Source organism: Nostoc paludosum FACHB-159 (assembly GCF_014698835.1).
Lineage (GTDB): Bacteria > Cyanobacteriota > Cyanobacteriia > Cyanobacteriales > Nostocaceae > Nostoc > Nostoc paludosum.
Genome location: NZ_JACJTU010000008.1, coordinates 56,444 through 81,265, shown reverse-complemented (window position 1 = coordinate 81,265; position 24,822 = coordinate 56,444). Strand labels below are relative to the sequence as shown.

The following is a 24,822-nucleotide window of genomic DNA, read 5'->3' as shown; positions in this document are numbered from 1 at the left end:
ATTTTTTGCCCCTCAGACTTTTCTTTGCGTCAATCCTAATGATAAGGGAACTCCAGAAAATAAATTATTCAATTTTCCTCCTTCAAAACGACTTTCTGTCGCCCCAGCTAAGAGATCCCTGCCCCCTGCCTTAAAAGCGTTCGCATAGCGTCCCGCAGGGATGGGATATTTATTTATTTGCAAGTCCCTAAGTCTTTAACCGGAAATGATATCAGCAGGTTGGGGCTATCAGAAAGACTTAATAATGCAAATTAAAAAGCGCTTGGGAGTGTTGCCGTGTTTCCACCCCAAACGCTTTTTATTTTTAACTTGCTCCTCACACACAACTAAAAGATATCACTGCTTTTATCAAAGAGCAAGTATTTTGAGTGACAGTTTTAAAACTGCACCAGATTAACAGAAGTTAGTGTAAAAAATGACGTACACCAGTCAACACCATTACTAAACCTAAGTCGTTAGCGGCTTTGATGGAATCTTTATCGCGCAAACTTCCGCCTGGTTGGACAATGGCTGTGATTCCTGCTGCTGCGGCTGTTTTGACTGAATCATCGAAGGGGAAAAATCCATCGCTGGCGAGAGTTGCGCCTTTGGCTTTTTCCCCGGCTTGTTCTAGGGCAATTTTCACTGAGCCGACGCGGTTCATTTGACCGGCACCTACTCCTAGTGTAGTGCGATCGCTTGTTACAACGATCGCATTAGATTTGACATGTTTGCAAACCTTCCAAGCAAACAGCAATTCTGCCAACTCGTCAGCACTAGGTTGACGTTCGGTGACTACTTGCCATTGACTAGTATCAGCAATGATGTCATCGCTAGTTTGGACGAGAAAACCACCTGCGATCGCTTTTACTGTTTCTTTAGGCCCACTGTTCAAATCTGGTAAAATCAAAACTCGCACGTTAGATTTCTTACCTAAAATTTCTTGGGCGTCCGCTTCACAACTTGGTGCAACCACACATTCTAAAAATGTTTTAGTTAACTCGCTGGCTGTAGCTGCATCTATGGGCCGGTTGAGTGCCACAATGCCACCAAAGGCAGAGGTAGAATCGGCATTGAAAGCTTTTTGATAGGCTTCTGAAATACTACTTCCCAGTGCCGTACCACAGGGATTTGTATGTTTAATAATCGTTGCTGCTGGCGTATCAGTGAATTCGGCAATAATTCGGCGTGCAGCTTCTAAATCAACCAAGTTATTGTAACTGAGTTCTTTGCCTTGGAGTTTTGTCGCGGCTGCCCATCCCGTTGGTGTAGTACCAGTTTGATACCAAGCGGCAGGTTGGTGAGGGTTTTCGCCGTAACGCAGAGATTGTAATTGTGTACCGCTGAGGTTGTAGTTTTGTGTGCCTGCGAGGTAAGATGCGAACTGACAAGTCAGCGCTTGCGCTATCGCTTGGTCGTAACTTGCAGTATGCAAAAATCCTTTTAAAGCTGCCTTTTGGCGAAATTGTAAAGATACTTCGCCGTTGTTTTGCCGCAATTCCTCTAAATACTCGTTATATTGTCCTGGGTCGCATAATACAGTCAAATGGGCAAAGTTTTTCGATGATGCCCGCAGCATTGCCGGGCCGCCGATATCAATCTGTTCAACAGCGTCAGCTAATGTCACCCCCGGTTTAGCAATAGTTTCCTCAAAAGGATAAAGATTAACTACTACTAAATCAATCGGGCGAATTTGGTTATTTTCTAAATCTGTAATATCTTGGGGAACATCCCGCCGTGCCAAAATTCCGCCATGAATTCGGGGATGTAGCGTTTTAACTCGACCACCTAAAATTTCTGGTGAGCCTGTATAATCAGCAACCTTGGTAACTGGGAGTCCAGCATCTTTGAGTGCCTGGGCTGTTCCCCCACTGCTGATTAAATCAAAGTCGAATTCTTCAACCAAGCTACGGGCTAGGTCAATTAAACCAGTTTTATTAGATACACTCAGCAGTGCTAGACGCGCCATGAATCAATTCCTTAAAAGTCGGCTGGGAGCGAAGGATCTCAAGTTTTGCATAAGCCTTGGCTCAGTTCAAGACCATACGGAATTTTGTTCAAAAATCAAATAGGAGTCCTATATTTTGATTTACAACGATCGCCAAATATAAAATATTGCTTGATAAAACCTAGCCTTTTTTCCAGGTTTTCTTACCTGGGACTTCGTGAGATTATTTAATCAAAGCTTAAACATAGTGCTTTTAAATGCATCATAGTTGTTCAATTCAAGGGAGTGGCTAACGATGGTAAATAGCGAACTCAAGAATAAAGTAGCGTTGATTACTGGTGCAAATAAGGGTATAGGGCTGGAAATGAGCCGTCAACTCGGACAACATGGATTAACGATTTTGATAGCAGCCCGGAATTTAGAAGCAGCAAAAACCGCAGTCAGTAAGTTACACGATGAAGGAGTCTCAGCAGAAGCGATCGCTCTTGATATCACTAACAGTACTCAAATTCAGTCTGCTTTTCAACAGATTAGCGATTCTTTTGGTAAACTCGACATTTTAATTAATAATGCAGGTGTCTTTTTGGATGGCGATTGGTTAACGAGTAATGCCAGTTCTGTTTCAATAGACATTATTCGCCAAACATTTAACACCAACTTTTTTGGCTTGGTTGAACTGACTCAAGTATTGCTACCGTTAATTTTAAAAAGCCCTAGCGGTCGAATCGTTAATATCTCTAGTATTGAAGGCTCATTGACACTTCATGCTACTCCCAATTCACCAATATATGACTCGAAACCATTTGCTTACAATGCTTCTAAGGCAGCAGTCAACGCCTTTACTATCCATCTAGCCCATGAGTTACGTAATACTCCTGTGAAGATTAATAGCGCTCATCCAGGTTGGGTGAAAACTGAATTAGGCGGTGAAGGTGCAATGATAGATGTCGCCGAAGGAGCGAAAACTGGCGTTGAGTTAGCAATACTCCCCGATGATGGGCCGAGTGGTGGCTTTTTTCATCTTGGTCAACCAGTTCCTTGGTAAAAACTCTGTCCAAGTGGCATTCGTTTGCTGATACACAAGTCTACTTCAAGAGATAGGATCTACTAAAAGAGTCATATTTCTAGGAGTAAACCTCTGTCTCTACAATTTATCAACGTCCCCACAGGGAATTCTCAACCGCCCGCAGGTTTAATTGTCACTTTGCATGGTTGGGGTGCTAATGCTGAGGATGTGGCATCTTTGTTACCTTTTATCAACTTACCTGATTACCAATTTGTATTACCCAATGCACCTTTTCCTTATCCCTACTCGCCTATAGGGAGAGCATGGTACGATTTGAGGGTAGAAAATATGTATGAAGGGTTGGCAGAAAGTCGGCAACTGCTAATAGATTTTTTGCAATCTTTAGAAAGCAGTACTGAGATACCTTTGTCACGGACTATTTTGAGTGGATTTTCTCAAGGCGGGGCCATGACTTTAGATGTAGGATCGAAGTTACCCCTAGCAGGTTTAGTTGTGATGAGTGGGTATTTACATCCTGATGCGATCGCCGCAGCTAAAGGTAAAATCCCCCCGACTTTAATTACTCACGGGAGAAATGATGAAGTTGTGCCGCTGCAAGCCGCATGGAAGGCACGAGAAACTGTAGAATCTTTGGGAGTGGCTGTAGAATATCACGAATTTGACACGGGGCATGAAATAGATCCACAAACGTTAAACGTGCTACGGAACTTCGTTGTCAAGACAATTGCTTAGTCAAGATTACGATTTTTTTATAAATTCTGGTATAAATGCGGAAAAATTTCACGAAATCAATGACCTCTAATGAGTAAGATATATTGGGAGGCTGCAAAATAACGCAACCTCACCCATGCTGAAGGCGAATGCTGCATAAGGGAGGGGCAAGCATTATGACAACTCTAAGCATTTCCAGGAAAGAAATTGCTGCCATGACCGCGGCAGAAGTAGAAGAGCTGGCTTGTCGTCTGGAACTGGATAACTACAGTAATGCTTTTGAGGGTTTAAATGATTGGCATCTACTACGAGCGATCGCATTTCAGCGTCCAGAGTTAGTGGAACCCTACATTTACCTGTTAGACTTGGAACCCTACGACGAAGCCTAGCAATTTTAGATTTTAGATTTTAGATTTTGGATTGAGGTTGAATAGCTAAAATCAAAGATTATTAGGGTTAACGTATCAATTACTTAATCCGATAGTACCAATGCAATCTCCCTTAAATCCAAAATCCGAAATCCAAAATCCAAAATTAAACAGGGTTTTAGTTGCTATAGGTGGCGGTATCGCCGCCTATAAAGTCTGTGAGTTGATTTCGACGTTGTTTAAAACTGGGGTGGAAGTGCGAGTCATTCTCACCCGTTCCGCACAACAATTTATCACACCTTTAACTGTAGCAACCCTATCTCGCCATCAAGCATACACAGATAATGATTTTTGGCAACCAACTCACTCTCGTCCGTTGCATATTGAGTTGGGTGAATGGGCAGATGCGATGTTAATTGCTCCGTTGACGGCTAATACATTAGCAAAGTTAGCTTACGGTATGGCTGATAATTTACTCACAAACACCGTGCTGGCTTCTACTTGTCCTGTATTGTTAGCACCAGCGATGAATACGGATATGTGGGAACAACTATCGGTGCAGCGAAATTGGCAACAGCTGTTGATCGATAGCCGATATCATGGCATGAATACAGCATCGGGTTTATTAGCTTGCGATCGCGTCGGTGCTGGGAGGATGGCAGAACCGCCAGAAATTCTAGCTTACATCCAATCGCTCCTGCACACCCAAGGCAAACGAGATTTAATCGGGAAACGAGTTTTAGTTAGTGCTGGGGGAACGCGAGAATATCTTGACCCAGTAAGGTTTATTGGCAATCCTTCCACTGGTAAAATGGGATTAGCCCTAGCCCAGGCGGCACTCCACCGAGGCGCAAGAGTCACTCTGGTGCATACTCCAGCGAATTGGGAAGTACCATTGGGAGTGCAAGCAATTCCTGTCACAAGTGCAGAGCAAATGCATCACGCTATGGTGGAATATTTAGCCAACGCTGATATCATTGTCATGTCAGCAGCGGTGGCAGATGTCAAGCCCAGAGATTATAGTACAGAAAAATTGCCCAAGCGATCGCTCCCCGAAGCTTTACCCTTGGAACCCGTACCCGATATAGTCGCCCGATTAGCACAACTCAAACAGTCGCATCAAATATTAGTTGGTTTTGCTGCACAAAGTGGCGATATTGTCAAGCCTGCGTTAGAAAAATTACAGAACAAAAAATTAGATGCCATCGTTGCTAATCCCATCGATAAACCTGATAGTGGTTTTGGTAGCGATAATAATCAAGCGATATTTTTAGATATACAAGGGCGGCAGATGGCGATCGCACCTTGTTCTAAATTAGAAATGGCGCATCAATTATTTGATTTTCTCACCAACGAATTTTAGATTTTCAATTTTGGATTTTGGATTGAAGATAAAATAGATGAGACAATTAGCAACCAAGTCACCATCCACCTGGCGTTTCATTCCAATGCTTCAGACATCAGGAGGAGTACAAATGGCGATCGATGCTTGGTTGTTCAAGCAATGCGAAGAGGGACACCATCCGCCTACCCTGCGTTTTTATACCTGGCATCCCTACGCGCTTTCCTTGGGACATCTGCAAAAACAATGGCCTACCCAATGGCATAATCTAATCTACCAGGGACAGGAACTCGATGTAGTTCGTCGGCCAACGGGAGGTAGAGCTGTTCTCCATCAAGGAGAATTAACCTACGCTTTGATTACCTCAGCGAGTGCTGCAAAAAGCTGGGGTATTTATGAAAATATCTGTAACTTTCTCATTCAAGGCTGGCAAAAGTTGGGTATTGAGTTAGATTATGGTTCTGCTGGACGGGGTTACATTCACAATCCCAGTTGCTTCAACACAGCAACGGCCGCTGACTTAGTTACCACCGATGGAAGTAAATTCATAGGCAGCGCCCAACGCAAAGGAAGAAATGCTATTCTTCAACACGGTTCGATGATTTTGTCTACAGACAAAGGTTTATTTGAGGAAATCTTTGAACAATCAGCCCCCTGGAATACCTCATTTTGTAACGTACAAGAACAGGATAGCTGGATTGTAAAGATTGTAGATACACTGACACAAACGGCAAAACAGTATTTTGGTATAGAATTAGTCACCCAACCATTCACAGAACAAGAATGGGAGGATATTCTTAATTTGCGATCGCTTTATGAAGTGCCATCGCCCATTCCCAAACTTGAGGTTATGTAGGAAAGACTTAGAACGTTTATAAGGTTTTTAATCACAAAGAATAGTTTTCATACCCTATTGCAAAGTATGAAGTCAATTCAAAATCTAAAATCCAAAATCTAAAATTCTTTTAGGGAATAAATACAGTTGATTGACCAGGATAAACTACCTCAATTACACCCGCCCACGCACACATTAACTTAGATGTATTATTCAGTGCTGGGCTGTTAGCAATCAGAACGGTAGGCGAACCGGGGGCCCAGGGTGCGGGGATAACAGGTATACAAGGCATAGGTGTCAACACACCCGAAGCTGCTGCTGTGGCGGATGCAACTGTTGGATTAGCTAAAGACGAACACATACCAAAAGGCATGATATTCACCATTGGCTTATTATCCAAAATGTTCGCATCCGGCGTACCAGTTAATACTCGATTGATCGGCAGAACTACCAACGAACTTGGTGCTGCACCAAAACTACACTTGAGGGTTGCACCGGAACATACTTGCAGAGCCATAATTTATTCCCTCCACAAATCAAGATACAGTTACCTGCATAATGTAGCGTAGCATTCATTAGGTTGTGTCGCAAAACCCCAAGCCGGATAATTTGGGCAGAAGGCGGGCGACGTTATACATTAATAAGTGTGTCTGCAATACCGGACTTGTTCTGGCTTAGTCTCAATAGCAAAGGTTTGAAAATGTCTACTTTATCAGAAACTTCTATCTTGGCAGCAATTCTGCTAGTAGCTTTAGGCATTTTGGGTTGGGGCTTTTATCGCGCCAGACCTTTTGGCAAGCTAGGAATCTTGGCCTGGTTACAGTCGGTCGTGTTGATGACTCCGTGGCTACTGTTTTTTGGATTGTTTGCCGCCGGAATTTACATCAACATAGCAGGTATATTGTTCTTAGTGGTAGCTTCTGCTGGATTGTACATCTACTTGGGCAGCCAGCTACGCAAAGCTGGGCAAGATGCCATACTCAAGCAGCGGGCAACCGAAAGACTTGCTGCCGAGTCCTCACCTGAAGAAAATTCGCCACAACCAACAGTCATAGAACTCAAACCTCAGATTACACCGATACCAGAAGATGATTTGAGTGCAATTAAAGGTATTTTCGGTATTGATACATTTTTCGCCACAGAAACCATCCCCTACCAAGATGGCGCGATTTTTAAAGGCAATTTGCGGGGAGAACCAGAAGAAATTCACAACCGTTTGAGTGCAAGTTTGCAAGAACGGCTTGGCGATCGCTATCGCTTGTTTTTAGTCGAAAATACAGATGGCAGACCAGTTGTAATTGTCCTGCCTAGTCGCAACGATCCCCGACCAATGCAGTTATCGCAAAAAGCTTTTGCAGGTATTCTCTTGGTAGCGACCATAGCCACAAATTTAGAAGCTGCGGGATTACTGCTGAATTTTGATTTCTTTACTAGTCCCGGAAGGTTCACAGAAGCTTTGCCCATAGCTGCCGGCATATTTGCGATTTTAGTAGCTCATGAAATCGGTCATTGGTTACTTGCTCAGCGTCACCAAATCCGCCTTAGCTGGCCGTTTTTTCTACCTGCTGTGCAAATTGGTTCCTTTGGTGCAATTACCCGCTTTGAGTCTCTATTGCCGAACCGCAAAGTATTATTTGATATCGCCTTGGCAGGGCCAGCCGCAGGTGGTATCGTTTCTTTGGGAATGTTGATTACTGGCTTGCTGCTTTCCCACCCTGGTAGCTTATTTCAATTGCCAAATCAGTTTTTCCAAGGGTCAATTTTGGTGGGAAGCTTGGCGCGAGTTGTCCTTGGTTCCGCCTTGCAGTCGTCTTTGGTAAGCGTTCATCCCTTAGTGGTGATTGGTTGGTTGGGGTTAGTAATTACCGCTTTGAACTTAATGCCCGCAGGACAATTAGATGGTGGTCGTATTGTCCAGGCGATTTATGGGCGCAAAACCGCAGGACGAGCAACTGTAGCAACTTTAATTTTACTGGTGCTAGTGTCTCTTGGTAATGTTCTTGCCATGTACTGGGCGTTTGTGATTTTCTTCTTGCAACGAGATTTAGAACGCCCCAGCTTGAATGAAATTACTGAACCCGACGATGCTAGAGCCGCTTTAGGGCTTTTGGCTTTATTCTTGATGATTACCACCCTATTACCCCTGACTCCTGGTTTGGCTGGGCGTTTGGGCATAGGATAGTGCTTATGGAGCCTAGACCCAAACAAGCAATATCCGCAATTCGTGTGTGCGCTCAACTTACGAGGGTTTATAAACAAATAGACCTTGTGAGATTAGACGAGCGCACCAGAAATATTTATATCTTGGCTAATAATTCAATAGAAGCTGAGGTAACACCTACTGGAGAAATTTTTTGGTTATGACAAAACCTAACTTTCAACAAATGCCTTTAGAGCAGCTAAAAGCTTATATTTTGGAATATCGCAATGATGATGAAGCATTTCATATCTACATAGATAGGAGACGTACCCAATCTCCAAATCAATTGCCGATGACAATTGAAGAAGCAGAGGCTGAATTACAAAGGCGGTTTGGACAGCAAGCTAGTTAAAAACACATGAGGAATTCTTAAGTGATTCTCGATGAACCTCACCTAAATTACCCCTCTTCTGTCAATCTCCGGGAGGGCGATCGCTAGAAGCCTCATGAGGCAATCAATACAAGCTATACTATTAGAAAAAAATAGGTCTTGTATTTGTTGTTAGAAAATAATCGCGCTATCGCTTGCTATACAAAAGCTCTAGAATTCAGAAATGGCAAATATTTTCGGAAAGTGACAGAAGAGGGGTAAGCGATGCGTTCAGCGACAGATTCTTAGAAAAATTAACTTTATGGTTTCCAACCGGCAAGTAAATTCGGGTAAGTTGTGGGTGTGGGGAAAATTTTCTGGAAAGTAGTTTGACGATCTAGGGGCTTTTCTTTGCCCATGTTCCAGAGAGTTTCATAGAAAAAGAAAGAGACTCCAGCAAAGTTGCGATCGCGTACTTTTTGCACTTGTGTCTGAATTTGTTGCATGGATATAGATCTATTTTTTAATCCAGCCAAAATGCCAACACTCACAGGAATATGACTCTTTGCAGCTTTCACTTCTGGATACTCTAATTCGCTCACAAAAACATTCAAATCATCCCGATAAATTTGCAAAACCAAATCTTCCACAATTCCCATCCGTTCCCATTTCTGCCAGTCTGCTAAAAAATATTCGTAAGAAAAACGCTGAGGATTGGGTGCAACAGAAACAATACAATCTTTTTTAGTAGCTTTGATGGTTGTAAATACCCGCTTCATAAAGTCGGTGATTTTGTTAGCTCTCCAACGTACCCATTCTGGATCTTTAAAATTTTTAGAAGGAGCTTGACCGCGGTGTTCTTTTTTATAAAGTGCCACGGTATAAGCATCGTATCCTAATTCTGAAGGTAAGCCAAAATGGTCGTCAAATTGGATGCCATCGATATCGTAATTTCTAACAATTTCAACGATTAAATCTTGGATGAATTGTTGCACTTCTGGACGAAAAGGATTGAGCCAAACTCGATTATGTGTACCTTCTTTAACAATGCGTGTCCCATCGCTGCGACTGGTGAGCCATTGGGGGCGATTCTTAGCCAGTAAGGAATCCGCTGGTGCCATAAAGCCAAATTCAAACCAGGGAATAACTGTTAACCCTTTTTGGTGTCCCACATCCACAATTTCTTTGAGGATATCTCGCCCTTGCAGTCCGGGTGTGGGATCGATCGCTCGCCCAATTACTTTGGCTGCAACTTTGCTAGGATACAGCGTATAACCCCAATTCCAAACCGCTGGGTATACGGTGTTAAAATTAAGTTCATCAAGGCGTTGTAAAGATCCTTTAAGGCGATCGCGCTCAAATAACACATCACTATCAATATTCGTTAACCACACTCCCCTTAACTCATGGGTCGGTAATTTCTGAGGAATAGTTTGAGCGGTTAAGGGAAACGATAACATCACCGTAGCTACCACACTTAAGGTAGCCATGAGGAGAAATAACCCCGACTTTCTGCCTTTACGAATATTCCAAAACCCAACACACCACTTTACAAAGCTTTTCATCATCTACCACAGGTACGATAAAATTATCGTTTCGATTGTATGCTGTAAAAGGGACTGGGGACTGGGGACTAGGGACTGGGGACTAGGAAAAGTTTTATGAATGCCCAATTATCAATCCCGATTTCCAGTACCCAATCCCCAGTCCCCAATCACTATTGAGCGCTAGCTGTAATCTGATTCCAAGCTTTAACTACTACTTGTAAATTGCTTGGCAGATTATTTTGAGAAATATCGTTGTACTGAACTGTATTTTTTTGGCTGGTGAGAGTGTAGGTGATATAGTCAGCAGCACCGCTGGGTGCTGGGTAACTGAGATTGCGGTATTGAGTAAATTTATAGCGCTCTAGCGATCGCAAAAATTTTCGCACCTGTTGTACAGAAACACGGCGAACACTACGCTCAGAATCATTCTCATCACCAATCCGCACGCGAATCAATTGCCCATTTTTGAGTAAAACAGTCTCGTAGGTTCTACCAGCAAATCCCCCACTGGAAATTTGTCGAAATACTACATCTCGATCCAAGGGTGGTGGTAACTCGCTAGCTGGAATTTTCACAGGTGTTAGTGCATTTTGGTTAGCCTTTTCATTCAGCCTAACTACCAAACCTGTTTGATTGGTATGATAAACCAAGGTTTTTTCCCGTCCACCAACAACTACCCGCCAACCTGGTACCAAGGCTTGGGTACAGAATTCATCAGCACTCGCTAATTCTAAACAGCCATTTCTCCAAGTTTGCTGTTGAGACTCAACAATCCTTAGCTGGGAAATTGGTTGTTGCAAACGTCTAGATGCAGTTTGTAAAACAGCATTTTTTACAGATGTGGGTAATTTGTCTGAAGGATTATTTGTTGAGGCTAAACGTAGTAATCGCCCGTTGTTATTAGTATGATAAATCCAATTTTGTTTGCCATTAGAGACCACAACCCGCCAACCAGAAACTAAAGCTTCTGTGCAGGCTTCATCCGGTTGAGGTAATTCCAAACAACCATTACTCCAAGTATGTTGATTATAGTTAGTAATTTTGAGTTCTCTAGTGGAAATTCCTTCTCTTTGGGCTAAATCTTGCAGCACAGCGTTAGCTACTGGACGCGGCAAGCGATTTGATTTAATATTGTCTTTAGAAACATCACTGCTCGTTTCTAGTGAGAAATTTGCAGAAGCCGCTGTGGCATCTTTGATGAGTGTTAAACCGCTGGTAACAGATAAAATACCAGTCAAAACCAAAGCAGTAAAAATTCGTGCTTTATTTGTGCTAAAATAAGCTTTCACCATGATCTTCATACTAATATACTGCCATTAGTCAATAGTTATAAGACTAATAAATAATATCGAGCGACTCAGGACAAGAAACTATATAATCCCAGAACTTCATTAGTTGGGATTAACTTAATGTTTGTCTTTTGAAGCAGATATAAAGACAGACGCTAATGTAATGATTCTTTGTTCCTGAAGTAGACTCAAGCAAAATCAAAGAACCTCAACTTTATTATCTGACAACATACTGGATGCAGCTAAAACTTTTCCTGAGTGATACCAATTTCTGCGCCAGATGTTGCTGTACCCTGCGTTAACTCAAACGCTACTTGATTTTACTGCAATGCGATCGCCTTACTTAATGTAAAGAATAATTTCTATTTCTTGAGAGCAACATATAGTCAGCACACCAACCTCCACTCCCTACAGAAGCTATTAATCGCGTCTCTAGCTACTCCCTACTCCCTATTTTTCTCAAAAAGTTTAGGCGCTAATGGCTTGTTGTTCAACTTCAACTAACTGATTATTAGGTACATCAAATCTAATGGTAGTAGATGCCCAATCTTTAAAATCGGGTGCTAACCAGACTAGCTTGCACAGAATTTCGTCATTAACCCACAACACCAAGGGAAACTTAAACTGTTTGCGAAACTCATCTCGCATGATGTTGGTACTGATGATTAGTTGATTAATTGCCTCTACAGATTCTAAGCCCCGTACCATCAAAGCTTCGGGTTGAGTAGCACCAATTGTATTGGCAATGGGCGTGTACAACGTATCAGCCGCAGGTGTAAGTAGGATTTCTGGGATGTCGGCTGATGAAAATTCTGTTAACCAATTCAGGACTTGCTGCTGTCTTTCAACGCTGTTACAACACGCTAAAATCAGTGAAAACTCTCCAGCAGAAACCATCATTGCTCTTGCGAGCCTCTTAGTGGTTGCTGTGCTGCTAACTGTAGCGTTTTCTGAATTAGTTAAGCCGATCATTTATAAAATCCTGCTTTGAGATTAAAAATAGCGGATCGTTATTCAGTTATTCTACCCTATTGATTTTTAGTCAAAAGTGTTAAAGGATAATTTCAATGACATTTATTGCGTGAATTTTAACATAATTTCATACTTGCTTAAAATAATCAGAATATTCTGAACCGTCGCAAATTTATAATTCCCGATTAATGTGAAGACAACATCAACATTTGATTAAACAAAAGCCGAAAAGCCTAAAATTAGCACTTGTTATGATTACTCTTTCCTCTATAGATTTTCGGATTTGGCATTAATTAAGTAACTTTTGTTTACAATTGAGTTAAAATATATACTCAGCATAAGTCTAATAACAAATATTGGCAACTGGGAGAAATTTATTGTAATTTCGGGGGGCATAGCTAGCTGTGCCCTTTAATCTGTAATTTTTAGCTTATTGAAATAAAAAAATCTTCCTCCATCTGGTTGATAATATTTCATCGAATACCTCATACCTATCCCGGATTTCTCACCACATCTCTCAAAACCTTAAGCAGGGGAGAGTTCAATGTGCCTTGTTCTTTCCCCTCTGCCCCTGTGCCCCTCTGCATTTCAAACTTGTGAGAAATGCGGGCTATACATAGCGAAAGGCGCATAGCTGCCCTTACAGCCGATTCATTAGTTACCAAGATTTTTGACAAATGTGGTGTGAGTCATCCATTTGATAGAACTATAGATTGAAGATGTCGCCCCGTTAGTCAGAGGACATGGCATTTTTAGCTTTCTAAGATCGGTTCAGAACGTCAGACCATAACAAGTCATGCGCGATCTGGAGGGAAAATGCAACACGATGAGTTTATTGGACAGGTGCAAAATCGCGCCCATCTCAGTTCGCGTGGTGATGCAGAACTGGCAACCCGCGCAACTTTGGAGACGCTAGCAGAACGGTTAGCTGGAGATGAGCCTTTTAATGCCGCTGCCCAACTGCCAAGAGGCATTGCAGAATATATGCGACATGAATATGCAGGTACTGGAGAACGCTTCTCTATTGATGAATTTTTTGAGCGAGTCAGTCAAAGAGAAAGTGTAGAGCTTCCAGACGCTGTTTATCATGCCCGTGTAGTCATTGAGGTATTGAGTCAAGCGATTAGCAGAGGGGAAATCAATGATATTCGCTCTCAACTGCCATCAGAATTCGATCCGTTGTTTGAGGCGGGCAGTGAAGGACGAATGCGGATAAATACTTAAAAATTTTGTAATTTAATTAGGAGTGTTACACCATGCTATTCAAAGACAGGAGGTTTGCAGGTCAACTTTTAGCTAAGGAGTTAGCTGCCTATGCTAATCGCTCAGATGTTGTGGTTTTAGGCTTACCAAGGGGTGGTGTACCCGTGGCCTTTGAGGTTGCTAAAGCCTTAAATGCTCCCTTAGATATTTTGGTGGTACGTAAATTGGGTGTACCCGACCAAGAAGAATTAGCAATGGGAGCGATCGCTCCTGGTGGTGTGCGGATACTCAATAAACATATTATCAACGTGGTGAATATCTCCGATGAAGTAATTGCTAGGGTGGCAGTGCAAGAAGAACGAGAGTTAGAGCGCCGGGAACAGCTTTATCGAGGCAATCGCCCTTTTCCAGACTTACGCGGACGCACTGTCATCTTGGTAGATGATGGTTTAGCCACAGGTGCAACTATGTGGGCTGCTGTTGTGGCTGTGCGAAAACAACAACCGGCTGCGATTGTAATTGCTGTGCCCGTAGCTGCACCTGAAACTTGTGAACAGTTAGAACCTGAAGTAGACCAAATCGCTTGTGTCTCCAAACCCAGCCCATTCTACAGCGTTGGTCTTTGGTACGAAAACTTTCCGCAAACTACAGACCAAGAAGTCCGAGAATTACTCATAAAAGCAGCAAATAATGGTCAACCATTGTTTGCTGGGTGAGGGGAGTATTGATTGTTGACTGTTGAGTGTTGAGTTAGCAGTTATTATTCTTCCCCATTTCCCCATTCCCTCATTCCCAGCCTTCCAATGAAAATTACACCAGAAATTACCTATCGCAATCTAGAGAAAACTGATGCGATCGCTGCTTTAATTAATCAAAAAATTGCCAAGCTAGAGCATATTTGCAATTACATAAATAGTTGCCATATCGCAATTGAAAAGATACACGATCGCCCCCGCAGTGGTTCTCCTTATAGAGTCAGAATTGATATTACCGTACCTCCCGGTCACGAATTAGTAGCAGAAAGTAATCCCGGCAACGGTAAGCAGTATCAGCCACTAAATGTGGTAATTAGAGATGCCTTTGATGCTGCTTGTGGGCAACTCGTCAAACTCACCCAGCGCCAACAAGAGAGCCATAAAACTCAAAACCGTGAAGTGGCACAGGATACAACGGCATTTGTCACCAAGTTATTTCGCGATCGCGGTTATGGCTTTCTTAAAACCTTGGATGGTCAGGAAATCTACTTCCATTGCAATAGCGTGCTACATGACGACTTTCAACGCCTAGAAATTGGTACTGGTGTCTATTTTTCCGTAGAAGAAGGTGAAGAAGGACTCCAAGCAACCACAGTCAAGATTACTGATAAGCCAGGAGTTCGTGCTGGCAAATCTGAGCAGACTCTAATTGAACTACCGTTAGACTGGAGGCAATAGACGTGTGAACCTACAAGTCTATGAATTGAAACAAACTGCATCGCAACTCCTCGCTGCAATGTTATCCAATCCCCACATTTATGCCCAAATCAGCGACGAAGGAGGCTACGGAAAAATCGAACAACAGTTGATTATTGTCGCCGTTGAAATGGCTGAAAGCTTGATTGAGCATATTGAAAATGCTCATCCTCCCAGTGGAGACAATGGGGAGTAGGGGAGACAAATCAATTCAAAATGACGCTCGCGGACTCGCTAACGCTGCGCTAACAAAATTCACGCATTAAAGAACTTCTGCCTCCTGCCTCCTGCCGACGCTCGCGGACTCGCTAACGCTGCGCTATCCTGCCTCCTCTTATCCCATGCCCCATGCCCAATTCCTATAGGATGACGCTGGCAGAACAAGCGATTAAACTATGGATAATATGAAATGTTGCTTTTAGCACCTCTTACATAAATTTAATCGCATTGTGAAATCTAACATCTCATCCTGTTATATCTAAAACTAATTATGTCAGTGTATCAAGGAACTTGTGGGGAGACCACCGATGTAATTATTGGGGTTCAAAACGAAGAAAACGGCGAATTACAAACAAATTCTGCTCCTGTGGGTGCTCTTGCCACAAGACAAGGAACTTTTTCTACGTTTCTTGCTCCCTTGACTCAAGATACTTTTAAACAGGTTGTTAAGGATGTCGAGCAAAAATTACAGATTGTGCATCAAACCCTATCGATGCTGGATTCTCAGGGGTTTGAAAAAATCTTGCAAGAAATGTTGCATTCGATTACCTTAAAAACCGGGGAATTACTAGGGGCAGACCGGACAACGATATTTTTATTGGATGAAGAAAAACAAGAACTCTGGTCAATTGTGGCTGAGGCAGAGGGCGATCGCTCTTTAGAAATTCGCATCCCCGCCAATAAAGGTATCGGTGGTGAGGTCGCTACTTTTAAGCAAGTTATTAATATTCCTTTTGATTTTTATGACGATCCGCGATCGCATTTTGCCCAAGCACAGGAAAAAAGAACTGGCTATCGCACTTACACAATGCTGGCTTTGCCGTTATTAAACGAACAAGGGCAATTAGTCGCAGTAGTACAATTACTGAATAAATTAAAATCAGGGAGTAATCCCAATGCTCCACTTGCAGAGCGCATTGATACCAACGGTTTTATCTGTGCTGACGAACAGTTATTTCAAGAATTTGCTCCTTCAATTCGACTGATTTTAGAATCATCGCGCTCTTTTTATGTAGCTACCCAAAAACAAAGAGCCGTGGCGGCGTTGATGAAAGCAATCAAGTCCCTTTCTCAAAGCAGTCTCGATTTAGAAGACACCCTCAAGCGGGTAATGGATGAAGCCAAGGAATTAATGAATGCCGATCGCAGTACACTGTGGTTAATAGACCGCGATCGTCATGAATTATGGACGAAAATCACCCAAGATGATGGTTCCACGAAGGAGTTACGTGTCCCCATCGGTAAAGGCTTTGCTGGGATAGTAGCCGCATCCGGTAAAAAGCTAAATATTGCCTTTGATTTATACGACGATCCCGACTCGGAAACAGCCAAACAACTCGACCAGCAAAATGGCTATCGGACTTGTAGTTTACTTTGTATGCCAGTATTTAACGCCGACCAAGAATTAATCGGTGTTACCCAATTAGTGAATAAAAAGAAATCTGGGGATTTTCCCGCTTACGATCCTGCTTCTTGGCCGAAGGCTCCCGAATGCTTCCAAGCTAGTTTTGACCGCAATGATGAAGAGTTTATGGAAGCTTTTAATATTCAAGCGGGGGTAGCCCTACATAATGCCCAGTTGTTTGCCACAGTCAAACAACAAGAACAAATGCAACGAGACATTCTTCGGAGTCTTTCCAATGGAGTAGTTTCTACTGATAAATCTGGGTTAATTATTGCCGCCAATGAAAGTGCTAAACGTTTGCTGGGGCTGGAAGCAGACGACCGTTTAGAAGGTAAATCAGTTAATGATGTCATCGCCATTAAAGAAAGCGACTTTAGTAAGTGGTGTCAGGATGCTTTACATGGAACTGACTCCAAACGTCGCCAACAATATTACCCCGATCGCACTCTTTTAAGTAGCGGTACAGAACAGCATAGTATTAATTTATCAATTAATACAATTGCTGATGCCACCGACCACGAGCAAGTCCGCGGGGCGCTGGTGGTGATGGAAGATATCAGTGATGAAAAGCGGCTCAAAAGTACAATGTACCGCTACATGACCCAAGAATTGGCAGAAGAATTGCTGAAGTTGGATGATGCTAAACTAGGAGGCGATCGCAAAGAAGTTTCAATTTTATTTTCGGATATTCGCGGCTACACCACTTTGACGGAAAACCTAGAAGCAGAAGAAGTGGTAAGTATGCTCAATGAATATTTTGAATCAATGGTGGAGGCAGTTTTTAAACATAAAGGCACCCTTGATAAATATATCGGCGATGCTATCATGGCTGTTTTTGGTTCTCCTTTACCTTTAGAAGAACACGCTTGGATGGCAGTCCAAACATCTTTAGAAATGCGCCAACGCTTGCATGATTTTAATCAGCGTCGCCATGCAGTTAATAAGCCCAGAATCAACATTGGCATTGGTATTAATTCTGATACAGTAATTAGTGGAAATATCGGCTCTAGTAAGCGAATGGAATTTACAGCCATTGGCGATGGCGTGAATCTCGGCTCTCGACTAGAAAGTGTTAGTAAACAGTATGGTTGCGATATTATTATTAGCCATAATACTTTTAAACCATGCCAAGAAAATATTTGGGCGAGAGAACTAGACTACATTCGCGTCAAAGGCAGAAATGAACCAGTATCAATATATGAATTGGTGGGTTTGCGTTCCGATCCCATTAGTAGCGAAAAACTACAAGTGATTGAGCATTATCATAAAGGACGGCAATATTACCTCAAACGCGATTTTAATCGTGCTAGAGCTGAATTTGCCCTAGTTTTAGCAGCAGACAACCAAGACAAAGCTGCTATGTTACATCTGTTGCGTTGTCAGCATTGGTTACAAGCACCCCCAACAGAGTCAGATTGGGATGAAGGAGTTTGGACATTTCAGGAAAAATAACTAGGGGCGTACAACTGTACGCCCTTACTTGTCGGATTCCTACACTAAAATTGAGTGTTTCTAACAGCTAAGAGCTATTTAAATTAGTTTTTAAAATTTTTTAATATTTCTTAAATATCTTTAAAATAACTTGGGATTGAGCGAATAATTAAGAGCGATCGCCCTCTATGATTGGCAATCAATGTAAAGGTTAATTGATATTTGTTGTCAAAGTAACTGTTGAAGTTAGAAACTAAGAATACAACACAGGCAATTATTATATGACTGCTATTTCTAAGGTTGCATTCAAAACGCCAATTTGGCAAACCGCGATCGTATTGACTTTGGGCTTTTGGCTCAGCGCAAGTCTAGTTTTGGACTGGGTAATTATGCCTAGCCTTTATCTCTCTGGGATGATGAACCAAGGTGGTTTTACTACAGCGGGCTATGCGATTTTTTGGAACTTTAATCGCATGGAATTATTATCTGCTGCTGTAGTACTAACTGGAGCGCTGGTTTTAAGTAAAACGCAATTTCAAAGGGGTATTAGCAGTATTTTTATATCTGTGCTACTGCTGAGTGTAGCTATGCTTGACACATATTTCTTGACTCCGCAAATGTGTGCGATCGGAATTCAACTTAACCTATTTGAAGCTGCTGCTGCTATTCCATCAACAATGAATTTATTACACGGTAGTTATTGGCTACTGGAAGTAATTAAGGTGATGGCAGGTAGCCTCCTTTTAAGCTGGTACTGGCGCGATAAAGTTGCGTAAATGGTGAAATATAACACCGAGAATGTCCACTTTTAAATTTTACATTAAAGACGCAAAAACACCCTTTGCGTCTTTTTGCTATATGGCAAATTTCTGAGTAAAAACTCAAGCAAAGAATTACACTGGAATTTCAATAATAAATTCTGTTCCTTCGCCCAAAACAGAGTTGCAATACAATTTTCCGCCGTGGGTTTCTTCAACAATTTGTCGAGCGATCGCCAGCCCTAAACCCGTTCCTTTTCCCACAGCTTTTGTAGTAAATAAATGGTCAAAAATCCTTTGTTTAACCTCTTCGCTCATCCCCTTACCATTATCAGCAATGGCAATTTTAGCTAGGTTATTTTCCACTGAAGTTGTAATTTTAATGCAGTTAGGATTGGCTTGAATTTCTTCAAAATTCCGTCCAGTGTTCGATTCATCCAAGGCATCAATAGCATTTGCCAAAATATTCATAAATACCTGATTTAATTGCCCAGGGAAGCATTTAACTTCAGGTAAATTACCGTAGTTAGTGATAACTTCAATCGCGGGGCGTTGTTCGTTAGCCTTGAGACGATGTTTCAAAATTAAAATCGTGCTATCAATACCTTCGTGAATTTTAAACGGCACTTTGTAATCGCGATCGGCACGAGAGAAAGTACGTAAACTAGTGCTGATGTTTTTTAATCTGTCGCAGGCCATAGACATGGAATCAAGGATTTTGGGCAAGTCTTCTAAGCTATATTCCAAGTCAATTTCTTCGGCATGATCGAGGATTTCTTCACTCTGAACGGGTAAAGTTTCTTGATAGAGTTTTAAGTGTTCAATAATATCAGTAAACGTCGGTTTAGCTTGTTTAATACTGGCAGCAATAAAACCTAAAGGATTATTCATTTCGTGAGCGACACCAGTAACTAAGTTACCCAAAGCAGACATTTTCTCACTTTGGATTATTTGTAATTGTGCTTGTTGCAGGTTATGTAATGCCTGTTCTAGCTGTTGGGCATAGTCCTGAGAACGTTCATAAAGTCGGGAATTTTCAAGTGAGATAGCGGCTTGAGCGCAAAGTAAGTTGAGAAGTTCGACGCGATCGCTTGTGAACGCCCCTGCCACTAAACTATTTTCTAGGTAGAATACTCCGAGCAACTTACCTTGATGCAAAATCGGGCTACACAAAATACTCTTGGGCTGCTGACGGATGATATAGGGATCGTTGGCTAAAATTGGATCTGCACTAGCATCAACGAGCACAGCAGTCTGCCTTTCATGCTTGACTTTGTAAATCAGCTTGTGGGGAATTTCCTGACTGTCTTCAATGGGAATACCCTGCAATACAACTGGCTCTGTACCCACAGTAATCAAGCCTTTAATCAACAGGCGATTATGTTTAGCCTCCTTTGGAGCATCACATCGAAATAGCATTAACACGCATTTATCAGCCCCCGCATTTTCGATGACGATATGCAACAACGATGAAAGTAGTTTTTTGAGTTCGATTTCGCTAGAAATACTTTGAGAGGCTTTGAGAATGGCAGCTAAATCAAGGGAATGGGAGACACTGCTGCTGGATGTTGCAGAAATGGTAGATGTGACACTCCCCAAGGCGAAGATGGTTTCGTTACTGGAGAGGGAAGAACGGTTTTGCTGTAAAATGGGGGCAAGCAGTTGGGGATAGCGTCTTTCTAAGTCGGCGACTTTGGCTTTTGCTCCCCAACGAGCATAGCCATAGTAAGCTTCGGTCATATATTCCCCAGCTATGCGTTCTTTGCCCCATTGCAGGTAAAATTTAGCGGCCAGTTCGTTAGCTAAAGCTTCTTCTTGGATATATTCGTTGGCTTTAGCTAGAGAAATTGCCTTGTCGTAAAACTCAATGGCTTCGGCTTTTTGTCCTAATACTCGACATTTTTCTGCTGCTACCAAATCAACCTTATGTTGATAATTCATGGGAGCATAGTACGCCCAATGTTGTTGTAGCTGAGTTTGGTTTTGCTCTACTTTTTGAAATACTTCTGATGCTGCTTCCAATGGCAAATTCAAAGCTGCTAGAGCAGTCAAAGAATCATAGAAATAAAACGTAGGTTCGTATACTAGCCCCTTAGCAGCTATTAAGTAGCGACTGCACTCAACAGCATGGTTTTGAGCTTGCTCAATTTCTCCAAACAAGAAACAGAGCATTAGTTTATATGAATAAAACACACACAACTCACTCAAATCATTATCAGAAATTAGCTCAGGCAGAATTTCCGCCTCTTGTACGGCTTCCCCAGACAAAATACAGGGATGCTCGCCAAAACCTTGTAAATTTAATGCAGACTGCCAAGAAAGCCGACAATGATTGGCTAGTGCTACTTGGTTTAGTTGCATCAATCCATTGTAGTAACCACGAGCATTCTGTTCCAAAATAGCAAGAGGCTGATTACACCAAAAAGAAGCGTTACAAAAGGTACGGGCATGATATCCAGCAAACTTTGTGCTACCAACTTCTAGACCTGTGACGTAACATTCTTGCAACAGTGGTAGGATTTCTTTGATGTGAGATTTGCGGTGGAGAATAAAACCTCCCAGCACTAAAAGTACTTCCGGTTTAATAGCTTTAGCGTCAAATTTGGAGATGATTTGTAGCGACAATTGACCAAACTTTGTAGCTGCATCCACATCTTGTAAAAGATTGCAGAGAATGATGCCATAGTTAGCGTAACTAAATGCAGAAACTATTGTATTTCCATACTGAATGGATAGTTTGACTGACAACAAAATTAGTAATGGGCACAAGATAGAACCGCAGTTGTACGCTGGTGGGATAATACTATTGGCAATCTGAATAATTGCGAGGACTTCCCGATCTGCCATCACAGGTAAATCAAATAAATCTGCAATTTCTCTATCTCCAATTAGTTGATTAATCTCTTGAATTGACTGTTGAATATCTACTGGTGTCGGTGTTTCCGGAAAAGCTACGCCAAACTGTTGCAGGAGTTTCTCTCCGATATCAATACCTTCTACAGGTTTATTTTGAAAGACATAAGATTGAATTCTAATACAGTAGACATTTACCTTTTCTAGCAAAGAGTGTGACTGTTGGATAACAGTATCAATCAACTGTTCCATCACCTCAAAGTTGCCGCACAAAGAAGCAATTTCCGCAGCTAATTCATGTAAAGCGAGACTCATTTCATATTGTTGTTGCCAAGCTTTTTCACCTAACAAAGACAATCCTACTGCGGCATATTCACCCGCAGCTTGATAGGCGGTTGAACTTTTGGCTTTGCGACACGCAATTAGATTAAGTTGAGCTAATTTTTCTCGCTCAGTTTGTTCGGTAATTAAAGCAGTACCGTGATTTAACTGATTGACCAATTCAAAAATCCTGTCTTCTCTGGCTGCTGTTGGAATTTGTTGCAGTAGCAGTCGTCCGATTTGATAGTGAGTCGTCTGTTTTTGGTCATCGGGAATCAGGGAATAGGCAGCTTGTTGGACGCGATCGTGTAAAAATTTATATTTAGCTAATTGTTTATTAATATTTGACAATGCTAATTGTTGATTATTGTCTCCCTGATAAAACTTATAAACATCACTAATTGGTAAAATCAATCCTTCTTGTAAAGCTTTCCATAAACAGGCTGCTGTTTCTACTTCTGATTGTTCTGAAACAATAGCCAAAGTTCCAACATCAAACTGATTGCCAATACAAGCAGCTAATTGCAATATATCTTGAGTTGATGCTGGCAATCTACGCAATTGCAATGCCATAAAAGCTACGACATCATCTGTAACTGCTTGCTGAGTTACTTGTGTAATATCACATTCCCAACAGTTTGATTCAAAGTTAAATTTAATTAATCCATCTTGATGTAGTGCTTTGAGAAACTGGGTGGCAAAAAACGGATTACCTTGAGTTTTTTGATAGATCGGTTGTGAAATAGGAAGTGCGATATTTTCTGTGCATTTGAGAGTGTCAGCAACTAACTTATTAATTTGGAATTGATTCAAAGCTGCTAAAGTAATCGTATGAATCTTTGCTGATGTTTTTTCAATTTCACTCAAAGTCATCATCAATGGATGTCCTGGGCTGACTTCATTATCACGGTAGGCACCAATGATGAGAAGATGACCTGTATCAACCATTAATAACTGGATTAACTTTAATGATGCTGAATCTGCCCATTGCAAATCATCTAAAAACATCACTAAAGGATGTTCAGCACTGGTAAAGACTTGAGTAAATCTTTGAAATAATAAATTAAATCTATTTTGTGCCGCCGTTCCTGATAATTCTAATGCTGGCGGTTGTTCACCAATAATTCTTGATAGTTCGGGGATGACTTCAACAATTACCTGTCCATTTTCACCAACAGCCTCTAAAATTTTATTTTTCCATTGTTCTAATTCGACATCACTTTCGGTTAGTAATTGTCCCATTAAATCTCGGAATGCTTGTACAAAAGCAGAGAAGGGAATATTCCGTCCAAATTGGTCAAATTTACCTTTGATAAAATAACCGCGTTGCCGCACAATTGGTTTATGCACTTCGTTGACAACGGCTGTTTTGCCAATTCCAGAGAAACCCGCTACCAGTATCATTTCTGTTTTACCTAAGCTGACTCGCTCAAATGCTTGGAGTAAAGTTTGTACTTCGGTTTCTCGTCCATATAATTTGTCGGGGATGAGGAAGCGATCGCACACATCCCTCTGTGCAATTTCAAAACTTTTAATATTACCAGTTTTTTGTAGCTGATGTAAACAAATCTCTAAATCAAATTTTAGTCCTAATGCGCTTTGATAGCGGTCTTCAGCATTTTTCGCCATCAATTTGCTGATAATTTTTGATAATACAGATGGAATTTGTGAGTTAATTTCATCTACAAAAGGTGCGTTTTTTGCAATATGACAATGCACTAATTCAATTGGTTCGGTTGTTGAAAATGGCAATTTTCCTGTCAGTAATTCATAGAAAGTTACACCCAAAGAATAAAAATCTGTGCGATAGTCAATCAAGCGATTCATTCTGCCTGTTTGTTCTGGGGATATATAAGCTAGTGTTCCTTCCAAGACATTAGGATTAATGAGTGTTTGAGTTTCTCTTGGTAGTAAAGATGCAATACTAAAGTCAATTAATTTAACTTGTTTTGTTTCAGGATTAATTAAAATGTTGCTAGGTTTGATGTCTTTGTGAATGATGCGTTCTCGATAGAGAATATCTAAGGTATTGCATAGTGCGATCGCTATTTGCAAAAACTCCTGTAAAGATTGCCCGCTTTCCCGCACTCCCCATTCCACCAGAGAAATCCCCCCAAAATCTTCCATCACCAGCGCATAACCATTCTGATAGGATTCCAGACTGTACGTTTGGACAATCAGAGGTGAATTGAGATTTTTAGTTATGGTGTACTGATTGCGAAAGGACAAGAGTTCATTGAAGGTGGGATAAGGATTTTTCAGTAGTTTAATTACTACTGGTAAAAAGTCACTTTCTCGATCCCCTCGATAAACTACGGTTCTAGAACCATTGTAGAGTTCTTCAGTTATGCGATATCCGGGAATATTGACAATAATAAGAGTGTCGCTCATACTGCTTTTTGGTGAATTCTGAATTTATTGTGCCCAAATCAGTAATTGCGATCGCTAAAGCAAAAAGTTTCTGATAAGTCTTGCTAAGCAGACATTTTAGCTACATATATTGACATCACAAAACAAGCTAACAAAGCCTTTGATTCTTCCTCACAGGCGTGTATCAAAATATAATTTTTTAATAATTACTGTTCCAGATATGGCGCTTAATACCTAGATTTTATATTGAGTTACTTTACTTCAAGCTTCTTGAAATCCACTG

20 protein-coding genes are annotated in these 24,822 nt (G+C 41.5%); 14 read left to right on the top strand and 6 right to left on the bottom strand.

Annotated features, from left to right (window positions below):
- Positions 1-403: 403 nt before the first annotated feature.
- Entirely contained in the window at positions 404-1,948 is a 1,545-nt protein-coding gene (purH, locus tag H6H03_RS10370; protein ID WP_190955054.1) for a bifunctional phosphoribosylaminoimidazolecarboxamide formyltransferase/IMP cyclohydrolase, read from the bottom strand.
- Between the two features lie 274 nt (positions 1,949-2,222).
- Here purH and H6H03_RS10365 point away from each other — a divergent pair, with 274 nt between their 5' ends.
- The 5 genes from H6H03_RS10365 to H6H03_RS10345 all read left to right on the top strand — a co-directional run bounded on the left by H6H03_RS10365 (position 2,223) and on the right by H6H03_RS10345 (position 6,231).
- The gene (locus H6H03_RS10365) at positions 2,223-2,972 is read left to right on the top strand and encodes an SDR family oxidoreductase (protein ID WP_190955053.1); all 750 of its coding nucleotides are present in this window, start codon (positions 2,223-2,225) and stop codon (positions 2,970-2,972) included.
- Between the two features lie 93 nt (positions 2,973-3,065).
- Positions 3,066-3,686, top strand: a complete 621-nt coding sequence (locus tag H6H03_RS10360; protein WP_190955172.1) for an alpha/beta hydrolase — start codon at positions 3,066-3,068, stop codon at positions 3,684-3,686.
- A 155-nt stretch (positions 3,687-3,841) separates the two neighbouring features.
- Complete coding sequence (gene isiD, locus H6H03_RS10355; RefSeq protein WP_190955052.1) at positions 3,842-4,054, top strand: protein IsiD; 213 nt, start codon at positions 3,842-3,844, stop codon at positions 4,052-4,054.
- Positions 4,055-4,154: 100 nt separating this feature from the next.
- Positions 4,155-5,396, top strand: coding sequence for a bifunctional phosphopantothenoylcysteine decarboxylase/phosphopantothenate--cysteine ligase CoaBC (gene coaBC / locus H6H03_RS10350; protein WP_190955051.1), 1,242 nt, complete (start codon positions 4,155-4,157; stop codon positions 5,394-5,396).
- A 37-nt stretch (positions 5,397-5,433) separates the two neighbouring features.
- Entirely contained in the window at positions 5,434-6,231 is a 798-nt protein-coding gene (locus H6H03_RS10345; RefSeq protein ID WP_199338898.1) for a lipoate--protein ligase family protein, read from the top strand.
- 109 nt (positions 6,232-6,340) lie between these two features.
- On the opposite strand, the gene H6H03_RS10340 is transcribed toward H6H03_RS10345, so the two are convergent.
- Complete coding sequence (locus tag H6H03_RS10340) at positions 6,341-6,727, bottom strand: DUF4280 domain-containing protein (RefSeq protein ID WP_190955050.1); 387 nt, start codon at positions 6,725-6,727, stop codon at positions 6,341-6,343.
- A gap of 183 nt (positions 6,728-6,910) precedes the next feature.
- On the opposite strand from H6H03_RS10340, the gene H6H03_RS10335 reads away from it, so the two are divergent.
- From H6H03_RS10335 to H6H03_RS10330, 3 genes are read left to right on the top strand one after another with little or no spacing between them, the layout of a single operon-like run.
- The gene (locus H6H03_RS10335; RefSeq protein WP_190955049.1) at positions 6,911-8,392 is read left to right on the top strand and encodes a site-2 protease family protein; all 1,482 of its coding nucleotides are present in this window, start codon (positions 6,911-6,913) and stop codon (positions 8,390-8,392) included.
- A 5-nt stretch (positions 8,393-8,397) separates the two neighbouring features.
- The gene (locus tag H6H03_RS41985) at positions 8,398-8,574 is read left to right on the top strand and encodes a DUF6888 family protein (protein ID WP_390842106.1); all 177 of its coding nucleotides are present in this window, start codon (positions 8,398-8,400) and stop codon (positions 8,572-8,574) included.
- Positions 8,571-8,762, top strand: coding sequence for a DUF6887 family protein (locus H6H03_RS10330; RefSeq protein ID WP_190955048.1), 192 nt, complete (start codon positions 8,571-8,573; stop codon positions 8,760-8,762). Before H6H03_RS41985 ends, H6H03_RS10330 begins: the two co-directional genes overlap by 4 nt.
- 278 nt (positions 8,763-9,040) lie before the next feature.
- On the opposite strand, the gene H6H03_RS10325 is transcribed toward H6H03_RS10330, so the two are convergent.
- From H6H03_RS10325 to H6H03_RS10315, 3 genes are all read right to left on the bottom strand, one after another.
- Positions 9,041-10,285 carry a glycoside hydrolase family 10 protein gene (locus tag H6H03_RS10325; RefSeq protein ID WP_190955170.1) on the bottom strand — a complete coding sequence of 415 codons (1,245 nt, stop codon included), beginning with the start codon at positions 10,283-10,285 and terminating at the stop codon, positions 9,041-9,043.
- 152 nt (positions 10,286-10,437) lie between these two features.
- Complete coding sequence (locus H6H03_RS10320) at positions 10,438-11,568, bottom strand: hypothetical protein (RefSeq protein ID WP_190955047.1); 1,131 nt, start codon at positions 11,566-11,568, stop codon at positions 10,438-10,440.
- A 456-nt stretch (positions 11,569-12,024) separates the two neighbouring features.
- On the bottom strand, positions 12,025-12,528 hold the full coding sequence (locus H6H03_RS10315; RefSeq protein ID WP_190955046.1) for a hypothetical protein: 504 nt from the start codon (positions 12,526-12,528) through the stop codon (positions 12,025-12,027).
- 816 nt (positions 12,529-13,344) lie between these two features.
- On the opposite strand from H6H03_RS10315, the gene H6H03_RS10310 reads away from it, so the two are divergent.
- From H6H03_RS10310 to H6H03_RS10285, 6 genes are all read left to right on the top strand, one after another.
- Complete coding sequence (locus H6H03_RS10310; protein ID WP_190955045.1) at positions 13,345-13,752, top strand: DUF2267 domain-containing protein; 408 nt, start codon at positions 13,345-13,347, stop codon at positions 13,750-13,752.
- Positions 13,753-13,784: 32 nt separating this feature from the next.
- Positions 13,785-14,447 carry a phosphoribosyltransferase gene (locus H6H03_RS10305; RefSeq protein WP_190955044.1) on the top strand — a complete coding sequence of 221 codons (663 nt, stop codon included), beginning with the start codon at positions 13,785-13,787 and terminating at the stop codon, positions 14,445-14,447.
- 87 nt (positions 14,448-14,534) lie between these two features.
- The gene (locus H6H03_RS10300) at positions 14,535-15,164 is read left to right on the top strand and encodes an HPF/RaiA family ribosome-associated protein (protein WP_190955043.1); all 630 of its coding nucleotides are present in this window, start codon (positions 14,535-14,537) and stop codon (positions 15,162-15,164) included.
- 4 nt (positions 15,165-15,168) lie between these two features.
- Positions 15,169-15,378: a hypothetical protein gene (locus H6H03_RS10295; RefSeq protein ID WP_190955186.1), complete on the top strand. Its 210-nt coding sequence runs from the start codon at positions 15,169-15,171 to the stop codon at positions 15,376-15,378.
- Between the two features lie 294 nt (positions 15,379-15,672).
- Complete coding sequence (locus H6H03_RS10290) at positions 15,673-18,258, top strand: GAF domain-containing protein (protein WP_190955042.1); 2,586 nt, start codon at positions 15,673-15,675, stop codon at positions 18,256-18,258.
- Positions 18,259-18,518: 260 nt separating this feature from the next.
- The gene (locus H6H03_RS10285) at positions 18,519-19,013 is read left to right on the top strand and encodes a hypothetical protein (protein ID WP_190955041.1); all 495 of its coding nucleotides are present in this window, start codon (positions 18,519-18,521) and stop codon (positions 19,011-19,013) included.
- Positions 19,014-19,130: 117 nt separating this feature from the next.
- Here H6H03_RS10285 and H6H03_RS10280 read toward each other — a convergent pair whose 3' ends face one another.
- Positions 19,131-24,560: a trifunctional serine/threonine-protein kinase/ATP-binding protein/sensor histidine kinase gene (locus H6H03_RS10280; protein ID WP_190955040.1), complete on the bottom strand. Its 5,430-nt coding sequence runs from the start codon at positions 24,558-24,560 to the stop codon at positions 19,131-19,133.
- Positions 24,561-24,822 lie beyond the last annotated feature (262 nt).

Coding starts and splice junctions, on each gene's coding strand:
- purH (WP_190955054.1), bottom strand. CDS start 1,948: ATGGCGCGTCTAGCACTGCTGAGTGTATCTAATAAAACTGGTTTAATT.
- H6H03_RS10365 (WP_190955053.1), top strand. CDS start 2,223: ATGGTAAATAGCGAACTCAAGAATAAAGTAGCGTTGATTACTGGTGCA.
- isiD (WP_190955052.1), top strand. CDS start 3,842: ATGACAACTCTAAGCATTTCCAGGAAAGAAATTGCTGCCATGACCGCG.
- coaBC (WP_190955051.1), top strand. CDS start 4,155: ATGCAATCTCCCTTAAATCCAAAATCCGAAATCCAAAATCCAAAATTA.
- H6H03_RS10345 (WP_199338898.1), top strand. CDS start 5,434: ATGAGACAATTAGCAACCAAGTCACCATCCACCTGGCGTTTCATTCCA.
- H6H03_RS10340 (WP_190955050.1), bottom strand. CDS start 6,727: ATGGCTCTGCAAGTATGTTCCGGTGCAACCCTCAAGTGTAGTTTTGGT.
- H6H03_RS10335 (WP_190955049.1), top strand. CDS start 6,911: ATGTCTACTTTATCAGAAACTTCTATCTTGGCAGCAATTCTGCTAGTA.
- H6H03_RS41985 (WP_390842106.1), top strand. CDS start 8,398: ATGGAGCCTAGACCCAAACAAGCAATATCCGCAATTCGTGTGTGCGCT.
- H6H03_RS10330 (WP_190955048.1), top strand. CDS start 8,571: ATGACAAAACCTAACTTTCAACAAATGCCTTTAGAGCAGCTAAAAGCT.
- H6H03_RS10325 (WP_190955170.1), bottom strand. CDS start 10,285: ATGAAAAGCTTTGTAAAGTGGTGTGTTGGGTTTTGGAATATTCGTAAA.
- H6H03_RS10320 (WP_190955047.1), bottom strand. CDS start 11,568: ATGAAGATCATGGTGAAAGCTTATTTTAGCACAAATAAAGCACGAATT.
- H6H03_RS10315 (WP_190955046.1), bottom strand. CDS start 12,528: ATGATCGGCTTAACTAATTCAGAAAACGCTACAGTTAGCAGCACAGCA.
- H6H03_RS10310 (WP_190955045.1), top strand. CDS start 13,345: ATGCAACACGATGAGTTTATTGGACAGGTGCAAAATCGCGCCCATCTC.
- H6H03_RS10305 (WP_190955044.1), top strand. CDS start 13,785: ATGCTATTCAAAGACAGGAGGTTTGCAGGTCAACTTTTAGCTAAGGAG.
- H6H03_RS10300 (WP_190955043.1), top strand. CDS start 14,535: ATGAAAATTACACCAGAAATTACCTATCGCAATCTAGAGAAAACTGAT.
- H6H03_RS10290 (WP_190955042.1), top strand. CDS start 15,673: ATGTCAGTGTATCAAGGAACTTGTGGGGAGACCACCGATGTAATTATT.
- H6H03_RS10285 (WP_190955041.1), top strand. CDS start 18,519: ATGACTGCTATTTCTAAGGTTGCATTCAAAACGCCAATTTGGCAAACC.
- H6H03_RS10280 (WP_190955040.1), bottom strand. CDS start 24,560: ATGAGCGACACTCTTATTATTGTCAATATTCCCGGATATCGCATAACT.